This is a genomic window from Pseudomonas sp. GW456-12-1-14-TSB6, from assembly GCF_059424205.1.
The window spans coordinates 1-11,431 of the sequence record NZ_JBWKZE010000016.1 but is presented as its reverse complement, the minus strand read 5'-3'; the positions used below and the strand labels follow the sequence as shown (position 1 = coordinate 11,431).

The following is an 11,431-nucleotide window of genomic DNA, read 5'->3' as shown; positions in this document are numbered from 1 at the left end:
CCCCCCCCCCCCCGGCGAGGTTAATCAGATGCCGAAACGGTCGCGCAGCGAGTAGTACACGGCGCCGAGAGCGGTCAGCGGCGCGGAGAAGGTGCGGCCGCCGAGCATCGGCATGTGTGGCAGGGAGGCGAAGGCGTCGAAGCGTTCGGCGTCGCCGCGGATCATTTCCGAGATCAGTTTGCCGGCCAGGTGCGAGCAGGTGACGCCGTGGCCGCTGTAGCCCTGCATGTAGTAGGCGTTTCTCTCGATGCGGCCGAATTGCGGCATGCGTGACATGGTCAGCAGGAAGTTGCCGGTCCAGCGGTAGTCGATTTTCACGTCCTTGAGCTGCGGGAAGGTCTTGAGGATCTTCGGGCGGATCAGGGTTTCGATGTCGTCCGGTTCACGGGCGCCGTAAACCACGCCGCCGCCGTAGAGCAGACGGTTGTCGGCGGTGAGGCGGTAGTAGTCGAGCAGGTAGTTGCAGTCTTCGACGCAGTAGTTGTTGGTGATCAGGCTGCGGGCCTGTTTTTCGGTCAACGGTTCGGTGACGCAGATCTGCGAGCCGCACGGCATGCTCTTGGCCGTCACGCGATTGTCGAGGCCTTGCGGCAGATAGGCGTTGCCGGCGATCAGCAGGTACTTGGCGCGGACCTGGCCTTTGGCGGTGCGCACGACGTTGGGCTCGCCGTATTTGATTTCCACGGCAGCGGACTGCTCGTAGATCTTGCCGCCCAGACGCACGATGGCCGCGGCTTCACCGAGGGCCAGGTTCAGCGGGTGAATGTGGCCGCCCTGCATGTCCAGCAGACCGCCGACGTAGGCGTCGGAACCGACTTCGCGACGGATGTCCGCAGCGTCGAGCATCTTCAGGTTTTTATTGCCGTAACGTTCCCAGCTGCGTTTTTGTTCGGCCAGGCCGTTCAATTGTTTCTTGTTCATCGCTGCGAAGATGCCGCCCGGGCGGTAGTCGCACTTGATGTCGTATTCCTTGATGCGCGAACGAATGATGTCGGCGCCTTCGAAGATCATGCTGCCGAGGATTTCGGCGGTCTTGTCGCCGTAACGCTCTTCGATCACGTCGACGTCGCGGCTGTAGGAGTTGACCAGTTGGCCGCCGTTGCGACCGCTGGCGCCATAGCCGACTTTCGCCGCTTCCAGCACCGTCACCTTGTAGCCGGCTTCGCTCAGGAACAGCGCCGAGGAAAGGCCGGTGTAGCCGGCGCCGATGATGCAGACATCGCACTCCACCGACTCTTCAAGCGTCGGGAAGTCGATGACTTCGTTGCGGGTGGCGGCGTAATAACTGTTGACGTGTTGTTGTTTCATTATTGTTCTCCGAGGGACGCCGGAAAAACCGGCGTCCACCGTTGTAAATAGAATTAGAGCTTGATCCAGGTCGCTTTCAGCTCGGTGTACTTGTCGAACGCGTGCAGCGATTTGTCGCGACCGTTGCCCGACTGCTTGAAGCCACCGAACGGCGCGGTCATGTCACCGCCGTCGTACTGGTTGACCCACACGCTGCCGGCGCGCAGGCCACGGGCGAAGGTGTGAGCCTTGCTCAGGTTGCTGGTCCAGACCCCGGCAGCGAGGCCAAAGATGCTGTCGTTGGCGATGTGCAGTGCTTCTTCAACGGTGTCGAAGGTGATCAGCGACAGCACCGGGCCGAAGATTTCTTCCTTGGCGATGGTCATGGCGTTGGTCACGCCGTCGAAAATCGTCGGCTCGATGTAAGTGCCGCCGGTTTCCTCGAGGGTGCGTCGGCCGCCGGCGATCAGTTCGGCGCCCTGCTCGCGGCCGATGCTGATGTAGCGCAGCACGTTGTCCAGTTGACGCTGATCGACCACGGCGCCGACGGTGGTCGCCGGATCCAGGGCGTGCCCCGGTTTCCACGCTTGCAGCGCTTCCACCAGCAGCGGGATGAATTGCTCGCGGATCGAACGCTCCACCAGCAGGCGCGAGCCGGCGGTGCAGACTTCGCCCTGGTTGAACGCAATGGCGCCGGCCGCCGCTTGTGCTGCCGCGCGCAAGTCCGGTGCGTCGGCAAACACCACGTTCGGGCTCTTGCCCCCGGCTTCGAGCCAGACGCGTTTCATGTTGCTTTGGCCGGCATAAATCATCAGTTGCTTGGCAATCGCGGTGGAGCCGGTGAAGGCCAGCACATCGACGTCCATGTGCAGCGCCAGCGCCTTGCCGACGGTGTGACCGAAGCCTGGCAGGACGTTGAACACGCCTTTCGGAATGCCGGCATCCAGCGCCAGTTGCGCGATGCGGATCGCGGTCAGCGGGGATTTTTCCGAAGGCTTGAGGATGAACGAGTTACCTGCCGCCAGCGCCGGGGCGAATTTCCAGCTGGCCATGATCAGCGGGAAGTTCCACGGCACGATCGCAGCAACTACGCCGGACGGCTCGCGAGTGACCAGACCGAGTTGATCGTGCGGGGTGGCGGCGACTTCGTCGTAGATCTTGTCGATCGCTTCGGCGCTCCAGCGGATCGCGTTGGCGGTCGCCGGGATGTCGATGCTCATCGAGTCGCTGATCGGTTTGCCCATGTCGAGGGTTTCGAGCAGCGCCAGTTCTTCCTGGTGTTGCAGGATCAGATCGGCGAAGCGAATCAGGATGCGCTTGCGCTCGGCCGGGGCCTTGTTCGCCCACACGCCAGAATTGAAGGATTGGCGCGCGGCTTCGACGGCGAGGTTGGCGTCGGCTTCATCGGTGCTGGCGACGGAGGCCAGGAAACGGCCGTCGACGGGGCTCAGGCATTCGAAGGTTTCGCCGCTGATGGCCGGGCGGTATTCGCCGTTGATGAAGGCACGGGATTCGAGGGTCAGGGACTGGAAGCGTTGTTCCCAGTCGTTGCGGGTCGTTGTCATGGTGGTGGCTCGACGCGGGGGAATTTGGGGGTGTCTGGTGTGTGTGTGTTCGGCTTGAGATGGCTGCCCTCACCCTAGCCCTCTCCCGGGGGGAGAGGGGACCGACCGGGGGATGCTGGAGAGCTCCGCCGACCTGAAAAATCTCTTCCGAATCCATAATCGACTGGATCGGTCAGGTCGCCGGAAATCCCGAGACAACTCGGTCAGTCCCCTCTCCCTCCGGGCGGTCCGACGTATCGGGAGGGTTAGGGTGAGGGGCTTTTGAAGGCCTTACACCGTATGCAGATACCAGTTGTACTCAAGGTCAGAGATCGAGTTCTCGAACTCGGCCAGCTCGCTTTCCTTGCACGCGACGAACACGTCGATGTACATCGGGTCGATGTAGCGGGCCATGACTTCGCTGTCGTCCAGCTCACGCAGGGCGTCGCGCAGGTTGTTCGGCAGGCTCTGTTCGTTCTGCTCGTAGCTGTTGCCTTCGACCGGAGCGCCCGGCTCGATTTCGTTGGTCAGGCCGTGGTGGATACCGGCCAGCACCGAAGCCATGAGCAGGTACGGGTTGGCGTCGGCACCGGCGACACGGTGCTCGATGCGCACGGCATCCGGCGAACCGGTCGGCACGCGGACGGCCACGGTGCGGTTGTCGATGCCCCAGCTCGGCGAGTTCGGCACGTAGAACTGCGCGCCGAAGCGGCGGTACGAGTTGACGTTCGGGCACAGGAAGGCCATTTGCGCAGGCAGGGTCTCCAGCACACCGCCGATCGCGTGGCGTAGCGCGGCGTTCTGCTCGGGATCCTCGCTGGCGAAGATGTTGTTGCCTTCTTTGTCCAGGATCGAAATGTGCACGTGCAGACCGTTGCCCGCCTGGCCCGGATACGGCTTGGCCATGAAGGTGGTGTCCATCTCGTGGTCGTAGGCGATGTTCTTCACCAGACGCTTGAGCAGGACGGCGTAGTCGCACGCCTTGATCGGGTCGGACACGTGGTGCAGGTTGACTTCGAATTGCGCCGGGGCGCTTTCCTTGACGATGGCGTCGGCAGGAATGCCTTGCTCTTTCGCGCCTTCCAGAATGTCCTGAAGGCAGTCGACGTATTCGTCGAGGTCGTCGATCAGGTAGACCTGGGTCGACACCGGACGCTTGCCCGACACCGGCGAACGCGGCGATTGCGGACGGCCGTTCACGTTGTCCTGGTCGATCAGGTAGAACTCGAGTTCGAACGCGGCGCAGATGGTCAGGCCCAGTGCGTCGAACTTGCGCACCACGTTGGCCAGCACTTCACGCGGGTCGGCGAAGAACGGCTCGCCTTCCAGTTCGTGCATGGTCATCAGCAGTTGCGCGGTCGGACGCTTCTGCCAGGGCTCGATGCTCAGGGTGCCGGGGATCGGGTAGCAGATGCGGTCGGCGTCGCCGATGTCCAGGCCCAGGCCGGTGCTTTCCACCGTGGAGCCATTGATGTCGAGGGCAAAGAGCGAGGCCGGCAGGTTGATGCCTTTCTCGTAAACCTTGTGAAGACTGGTGCGCTCGATGCGCTTGCCGCGCACCACACCGTTCATGTCTGCAATCAGAAGGTCGACGTACAAAACCTCAGGATGTTTCTTAAGGAATGCGTTTGCTTCGTTGAGTTGAACGGCACGCAGAGGGACCGACATGATGCACCTATTTAGCTGTTAATTATTATGTTCACTGCTGTTTCGCCGAGCCAGTCAACCCGAACGGCAAAGTGAAGTCAATAGCGAACACAGAGCCGCCCAGCGTTTATTTTTCGGGCTTTTTTTAACACTCTCGTGCCAATGCAGGCGCCAGAGCCCCGGTCTTGATGAAGACTTGATGAACGGCGTTTAGAATTTTTTACATGGGAGTTGTTAATTAAAATCAACGAGGCTAAGCTCCGGAAAAGCTCGTTCAAGTGTCAAACTTCGAGGTGAATAAAAATGGCATTCAAGCCATTGATCGGCGTTACTGCGTGCGTCAAACAGATTGGCCTGCACCCCTATCACATCAGCGGCGACAAGTACGTTCGCGCTGTCAGCGTTGCGGCGCTGGGGTTGCCCGTCGTCATTCCTTCCCTTGGCCAACTGACTGAAATCGAAGACCTGCTGGGTCAGCTCGACGGTCTGTTGCTGACCGGCTCGCCGTCCAACGTGGAGCCTTTCCACTATAAGGGCCCGGACAGCGCTCCCGGCACGGATCACGATCCGGCGCGGGATGCCACTACCCTTCCTCTATTGCGTGCAGCCATCGCGGCGGGCGTTCCGGTACTCGGCATTTGCCGGGGTTTCCAGGAAATGAACGTGGCGTTCGGCGGCAGCCTGCACCAGAAGGTGCATGAGCTGCCGGGCATGCTCGATCACCGCGAAGCCGACAGCCCGGACGTCGCCGTGCAATACGCCCCGGCCCATGCCGTGACGGTGCTGCCCGGTGGCGTGTTCGAAGCGCTGGAGCTGCCGGGTGAATTCCAGGTCAACTCGATTCACAGTCAGGGCATCGACCGCCTCGCGCCCGGCCTGCGCGCCGAAGCCGTGGCGCCGGATGGCCTGATCGAGGCGGTCTCGGTGGAGCACAGCCCGACCTTCGCCCTCGGCGTGCAATGGCACCCGGAATGGCAGGTGCTGGACAACCCGAACTACCTGCGGATTTTCCAGGCATTCGGCGAGGCTTGCCGCCAGCGTGCGGCGCGACGCAACCAGCGCTGACGCCACCCAACGATTGCAAAACCATTTACTGCCCCCCGCGGGGTCGGCGGTTGCGCGCTTGCGCATCCGTCATCCGCGATCAGCAACACACCGCGAAAACAAAAAGCACCACCCGGCAGCCAGGACGGCGGCGCCGAACAACCCGCACGGTGCGGGTCTGCAATCCACTCTTAAGCCAGGCCGCGTTGGCCCGGCGACTGAAACCTGTTGGGAGTTTCACATGGCAAACGCCTCCAGCACTTACAGGAAGGCTCTTGAAGGTCATCAGCAACCGAAAAAGGTTCTGGTGAAGGTCGATCGAGTCACCAAGAAGTTCGACGAAACCACGGCGGTGGACGATGTGTCCCTGGAGATCCATCAGGGCGAAATCTTCGCCCTGCTCGGCGGCTCCGGCTCGGGCAAATCGACCCTGCTGCGCATGCTCGCCGGTTTCGAACGGCCGACTGAAGGACGCATTCTGCTCGACGGTGTCGACATCACCGACATGCCGCCGTACGAGCGGCCGATCAACATGATGTTCCAGTCCTACGCCCTGTTCCCGCACATGACTGTTGCGCAGAACATCGCCTTCGGCCTCAAGCAGGACCGTTTGCCGGCCAGCGAAATCGACGCCCGCGTCGAAGAAATGCTGCGCCTCGTCCACATGACCCAATACGCCAAACGCCGCCCGCATCAGCTGTCCGGCGGCCAGCGTCAGCGCGTGGCCCTCGCCCGCTCCCTGGCCAAGCGGCCGAAGCTGTTGCTGCTCGACGAACCGATGGGCGCGCTGGATAAAAAGCTGCGTTCGCAAATGCAGCTGGAACTGGTTGAGATTATCGAACGCGTCGGCGTGACTTGCGTGATGGTGACCCACGACCAGGAAGAGGCCATGACCATGGCCGAGCGCATCGCGATCATGCACTTGGGCTGGATCGCCCAGATCGGCAGCCCGGTCGACATCTATGAAGCGCCGGTCAGCCGCATGGTCTGCGAATTCATCGGCAACGTGAACGCCTTCGACGGCACCGTGGTCGAGGACCTTGAAGGTCACGCGATCATCCACAGCCCGGACTTGCAGCAGAAGATCTACGTCGGTCATGGCGTCAGCACTTCGGTGCAGGACAAGTCGATCACCTACGCGATCCGTCCGGAAAAAATGCTCGTCAGCACGATCAAGCCGGAGACCCGCTACAACTGGTCCGAAGGCAAGGTGCATGACATCGCCTACCTCGGCGGTCACTCGGTGTTCTACGTCGAATTGCCGAGCGGCAAGATCGTCCAGTCGTTCATGGCCAACGCCGAACGCCGTGGCGCGCGTCCGACCTGGGACGACAAGGTCTACGTCTGGTGGGAAGACGACAGCGGCGTGGTACTGCGCTCATGAGAACCTTCAATCAGCAATTCCTGCGCCTGGTGCCCAGCGGGCGAAAGTTCGTCATCGGCATCCCGTTCATCTGGCTGTTCCTGTTCTTCATGCTGCCGTTCTTTCTGGTGATGAAGATCAGCTTCTCGGAAGCCGCGCTGTCGATCCCGCCGTACTCGGAGATCTACACCTACGCCGAACAGAAATTCCAGCTGTTCCTGAACATCGGCAACTACACCCTGCTCGGCGAAGACGAGCTGTACCTGTCGGCTTACCTCGGTTCGCTGAAGGTGGCGCTGCTCAGTACGCTGATGTGTCTGGTGATCGGTTTCCCGATGGCCTACGCGATCACCAAGACCGGCAAGGAAACGCAAAACGTCCTGCTGCTGTTGATCATGATGCCGACCTGGACCGCGATCCTGATCCGCGTTTACGCGTGGATGGGCATCCTCAGCAACAACGGTTTGCTCAACGCATTTTTGATGTGGACCGGGCTCACCGATCACCCGATCGAGATCCTCAACACCAACACCGCCGTCTACATTGGGGTCGTGTATGCGTATCTGCCATTCATGGTGCTGCCGCTCTACGCCAACCTGGTGAAGCACGACGGCAGCCTGCTGGAAGCCGCGCAGGATCTGGGTTCGAGCAACTTCAACAACTTCTGGAAAATCACCGTGCCACTGGCCAAAAACGGCATCATCGCCGGCTGCATGCTGGTGTTCATTCCGGTGGTGGGCGAGTTCGTGATCCCGGAACTGCTGGGCGGCCCGGAGACCCTGATGATCGGTCGCGTGCTGTGGCAAGAGTTCTTCAATAACCGCGACTGGCCGGTGGCGTCCGCGCTGGCGGTGGTGATGCTGTTGATCCTGATTGTGCCGATTCTGCTGTTCAACCGCAGCCAGGCCAAAGAGATGGAGGCACGGGGATGAAACGCTTCGGTTTTGCAAAGTTCATGTTGATCTTCGGCCTGACGTTCATTTATCTGCCGATGCTGATTCTGGTGATTTACTCGTTCAACGCCTCGAAACTGGTGACGGTCTGGGGCGGCTGGTCGGTGAAGTGGTATGTCGGTTTGCTCGACAACACCCAACTGATGGGCTCGGTAGTGCGCTCGCTGGAAATCGCCTGCTACACCGCGATTGCCGCCGTAGCGTTGGGCACCCTCGCCGCTTTCGTGCTGACCCGCGTAACGCGCTTCAAGGGTCGTACGCTGTTCGGTGGTCTGGTCACCGCGCCGCTGGTGATGCCTGAGGTGATCACCGGTCTGTCGCTGTTGCTGCTGTTCGTGGCGATGGCGCAACTGATCGGCTGGCCGCAGGAGCGTGGCATCGTCACCATCTGGATCGCCCACACCACGTTTTGTGCCGCTTATGTGGCGGTGGTAGTCTCCGCCCGCTTGCGCGAGCTGGACCTGTCGATCGAAGAAGCGGCGATGGATCTGGGCGCGAAACCGTTCAAGGTGTTTTTCCTGATCACCATCCCGATGATCGCGCCGTCGCTGGCAGCGGGCGGCATGATGTCGTTCGCCCTGTCGCTGGACGATCTGGTGCTGGCGAGCTTCGTGTCGGGGCCAGGTTCCACCACCCTGCCGATGGAAGTGTTCTCGGCGGTGCGTCTGGGCGTTAAGCCCGAGATCAACGCCGTGGCCAGCCTGATTCTGCTGGCGGTGTCGCTGGTGACCTTCCTGGTCTGGTACTTCGGCCGCAAGGCAGAAGCCAACCGCAAGCGGGCGATTCAGGAAGCCATGGATCAGACCGCCAACGAATCGTGGCAGCAACCTCAACGAGTGGCAGCGACGGCCTAGGGCCGTCGCGTTTTACGGCTTTGCGCTTTGGCTTAAAAGCTTTTGAATAAAAAGAATGGAGTTTCACCGATGAAAATGTTTGGCAGGACTCTGCTGACACTGTCCTTATTGGGCGCAATCGCCACGGGCGCCCAGGCCAACGACAAGGTGCTGCGCGTTTACAACTGGTCGGATTACATCGCCCCGGACACCGTCAAGAAGTTCGAGGACGAGACCGGCATCCGCGTGACCTACGATGTGTTCGACAGCAACGAAACTCTTGAGGCACGTCTGCTCGCGGGCAAATCCGGCTACGACATCGTGGTGCCGTCCAACAGTTTCCTGGCCAAGCAGATCAAGGCCGGGGTCTACCAGACTCTGGATAAATCGAAGCTGCCAAACTGGAAAAACCTCAACCCGGTGCTGCTGAAAAACGCCTCCGCCAGTGATCCGGACAACGCCCACGCGTTCCCGTACATGTGGGGCTCGATCGGCATCGGCTTCAACCCGGACAAGGTCAAGGAAGTGCTCGGCAAGAATGCGCCGACCAATTCCTGGGACCTGCTGTTCAAACCGGAGAATGCCGAGAAGCTGAAGGCCTGCGGCATCAGTTTCCTCGACTCGCCGACCGAAATGCTCCCGGCCGCCCTGCACTACCTGGGTTATCCGGTGAACGACAAGGACGTGAAGCACATCGCCGAAGCCGAAGCGCTGTTCATGAAAATCCGGCCGTCGGTGGCGTATTTCCATTCGTCGAAGTACATCTCCGATCTGGCCAACGGCAACATCTGCGTAGCCGTCGGCTACTCGGGTGACGTGTTGCAGGCCAAGGCCCGCGCGGTGGAATCGGGCAACAAGGTCGAGATCGACTACAGCATTCCCAAGGAAGGCGCCGGCAGTTTCTATGACATGGTCGCCATCCCGCGCGATGCCGCCAACGTCGAGAACGCCTACCTGTTCATGAACTTCCTGATGCGCCCGGACATCATCGCCGAAGTCACCAACAGCATCGGCTACAGCAACGCCAACGAAGCCGCGACGCCGCTGGTGGACGAAGCGATCCGCAACGACCCGGGCTCGTACCCGCCGCAAGCGGTGATGGCCACGCTGTATGCGGTGCCGGATCAGCCGATTGCCACGCAACGGATCATGACCCGGGGCTGGACCCGCGTGAAACTCGGCAAGTAATGGCACCACCGATGATCGTTCCCACGCTCTGCGTGGGAATGCCTCAAGGGACGCTCCGCGTTCCAGCTCCGGAAGGGACGCGGAGCGTCCCGGGCTGCATTCCCACGCGGAGCGTGGGAACGATCAGACAGTCAGCGATCAGTCTAGAAAGTTTCCGTTCACGCAGCGCCTTACCACCGCTGCCCCCTGCTCTGAACGGCCTCACCTGGCTCTCCTCGGTTCAGGTGAATTCAGGCGCCCTCGGGCGCCTTTTTTTGTGAGCTCAGATCAGTGGCCAATCGGCCAGCGAGCGGTAGCGGCCCTTGTGGGATTCGAACAGCGCAAAGCGTTCAGCGCGCAGGAAGAACTCCGGCGGCGTGGCGGATTCCGGTTCCGGCGCGCGATAGTCCCGGGCCAGCGTCAGATGCGGACGATACTCACGCGTCGCCTCTTCAAAACCGAACGGCAACATCGCCTGCTCCAGCGCATACACCAGCCGCAGCAATGCCTGCGGTGCCTGCTCCGGCGCCAGCGACAACACTCCGGCGCGTCGCCAGACCTGCAACCGATCCAGTGAAATCCTCAGCGCCTCGCCCGGCGTGCACACCTTCGCCGCCGCCTCACAGACTTCGCCAATCTGCGCCAACGGCACCGCGCCGAGAAACAGCAGCGTCAGGTGAAAGTTGTCCGCCGGCACCGGTTTGCCGGTGCGCAACCCCAGTTCGCTGCGCCACTGGGCAATCGCCTTGCGCTGCGCCGGCGGGCAGTCCAGAGCGAAAAACAGCCGCTTGAACGGTTGATCCCCGCGCGTTTCGTCCGTCATGGCCACGCTCCTTCGTTCGTCGAGATCCCTGGATTCTACACGCCCGTTTCTGGCGACTCTCGGCATGGGGTTTATAGTTCAACGATTGCCATCAACCGGAGGACGTCATGCGCGAGATCCTCAGCAAAGAACCCTGGTGGGCCCGACCGCCGAATCCCGGGCAGGATGAGAGCGAACTGGAATGGGGCTGGCTGGTGCATTACAGCGAAGGTGAGCCGCGTTTCGAATTCGTGCGCGAGCGGCCGACGGACGAGCAGATCCGCAACCGCAAAGGCTGCCGGATCACCCCGTCGGCGGAGTGACCCGGCAACGCGGCATCAAGGCTCAAGAATGTCCTTGAAGCCACCGAAGATCATCCGCTGCCCATCGAACGGCATCGGATTGACGTCCGGCTGCATGCGCGGGTCTTCCATCATTTTCGCCATGCCGCTGTCGCGGGTGGCCTTGTCCGGCCAGACCAGCCAACCGGCCGATACGACTTCGCCTTCCTTGAGTTTTACGGCCATCGGGAATGAGGTGACCTTGCCGTCCGGCACGTCATCGCCCCAGCCCTGAATCACCTCCAGCGCGCCGTATTCCTTGAACAGCTTCGCGGCGATTTCGCAGTGTTTTTTGTACTGTTCGCGGTTGGCATTCGGCACGGGAGCCACGAAAACATCGATGTAAGCCATGATCATTCTCCTTGCAGGGTGGGTTCGATCTGCTGAGTAGTCGACTCGGGCGGCCGCCATTCGACACGGTTGACGCCCAACCCGACCGACGGCTCGTCC

At 61.3% G+C, this 11,431-nt stretch carries 11 protein-coding genes; 6 read left to right on the top strand and 5 right to left on the bottom strand.

Features of this window, described 5'->3' with window-relative positions:
* Positions 1-24: 24 nt before the first annotated feature.
* The 3 genes from AC07Y2_RS16360 to AC07Y2_RS16350 all read right to left on the bottom strand — a co-directional run bounded on the left by AC07Y2_RS16360 (position 25) and on the right by AC07Y2_RS16350 (position 4,499).
* Positions 25-1,308, bottom strand: coding sequence for an NAD(P)/FAD-dependent oxidoreductase (locus tag AC07Y2_RS16360; protein ID WP_103387428.1), 1,284 nt, complete (start codon positions 1,306-1,308; stop codon positions 25-27).
* Positions 1,309-1,361: 53 nt separating this feature from the next.
* A complete protein-coding gene (locus tag AC07Y2_RS16355) occupies positions 1,362-2,852 on the bottom strand; it encodes an aldehyde dehydrogenase (protein ID WP_064595397.1) in 1,491 nt (496 codons plus the stop codon).
* A 270-nt stretch (positions 2,853-3,122) separates the two neighbouring features.
* A complete protein-coding gene (locus AC07Y2_RS16350) occupies positions 3,123-4,499 on the bottom strand; it encodes a glutamine synthetase family protein (protein ID WP_011333558.1) in 1,377 nt (458 codons plus the stop codon).
* A 282-nt stretch (positions 4,500-4,781) separates the two neighbouring features.
* Between AC07Y2_RS16350 and AC07Y2_RS16345 the strand changes: the two genes are divergently transcribed.
* From AC07Y2_RS16345 to AC07Y2_RS16325, 5 genes are all read left to right on the top strand, one after another.
* The gene (locus AC07Y2_RS16345) at positions 4,782-5,543 is read left to right on the top strand and encodes a gamma-glutamyl-gamma-aminobutyrate hydrolase family protein (RefSeq protein WP_103387429.1); all 762 of its coding nucleotides are present in this window, start codon (positions 4,782-4,784) and stop codon (positions 5,541-5,543) included.
* 220 nt (positions 5,544-5,763) lie between these two features.
* Entirely contained in the window at positions 5,764-6,906 is a 1,143-nt protein-coding gene (gene potA, locus AC07Y2_RS16340; RefSeq protein WP_007957110.1) for a polyamine ABC transporter ATP-binding protein, read from the top strand.
* Entirely contained in the window at positions 6,903-7,817 is a 915-nt protein-coding gene (locus tag AC07Y2_RS16335; RefSeq protein ID WP_039770920.1) for an ABC transporter permease subunit, read from the top strand. Before potA ends, AC07Y2_RS16335 begins: the two co-directional genes overlap by 4 nt.
* The gene (locus AC07Y2_RS16330; protein ID WP_074687818.1) at positions 7,814-8,692 is read left to right on the top strand and encodes an ABC transporter permease subunit; all 879 of its coding nucleotides are present in this window, start codon (positions 7,814-7,816) and stop codon (positions 8,690-8,692) included. The genes AC07Y2_RS16335 and AC07Y2_RS16330 overlap by 4 nt, the downstream gene beginning before the upstream one ends.
* 69 nt (positions 8,693-8,761) lie before the next feature.
* Positions 8,762-9,859: a polyamine ABC transporter substrate-binding protein gene (locus AC07Y2_RS16325; RefSeq protein ID WP_039770922.1), complete on the top strand. Its 1,098-nt coding sequence runs from the start codon at positions 8,762-8,764 to the stop codon at positions 9,857-9,859.
* Between the two features lie 262 nt (positions 9,860-10,121).
* Here AC07Y2_RS16325 and thpR read toward each other — a convergent pair whose 3' ends face one another.
* On the bottom strand, positions 10,122-10,661 hold the full coding sequence (thpR, locus tag AC07Y2_RS16320) for an RNA 2',3'-cyclic phosphodiesterase (RefSeq protein WP_103387430.1): 540 nt from the start codon (positions 10,659-10,661) through the stop codon (positions 10,122-10,124).
* A 107-nt stretch (positions 10,662-10,768) separates the two neighbouring features.
* Between thpR and AC07Y2_RS16315 the strand changes: the two genes are divergently transcribed.
* Complete coding sequence (locus AC07Y2_RS16315; protein WP_007957125.1) at positions 10,769-10,963, top strand: hypothetical protein; 195 nt, start codon at positions 10,769-10,771, stop codon at positions 10,961-10,963.
* 15 nt (positions 10,964-10,978) lie between these two features.
* On the opposite strand, the gene AC07Y2_RS16310 is transcribed toward AC07Y2_RS16315, so the two are convergent.
* A complete protein-coding gene (locus AC07Y2_RS16310) occupies positions 10,979-11,332 on the bottom strand; it encodes a DUF1428 domain-containing protein (RefSeq protein ID WP_039770926.1) in 354 nt (117 codons plus the stop codon).
* Positions 11,333-11,431 lie beyond the last annotated feature (99 nt).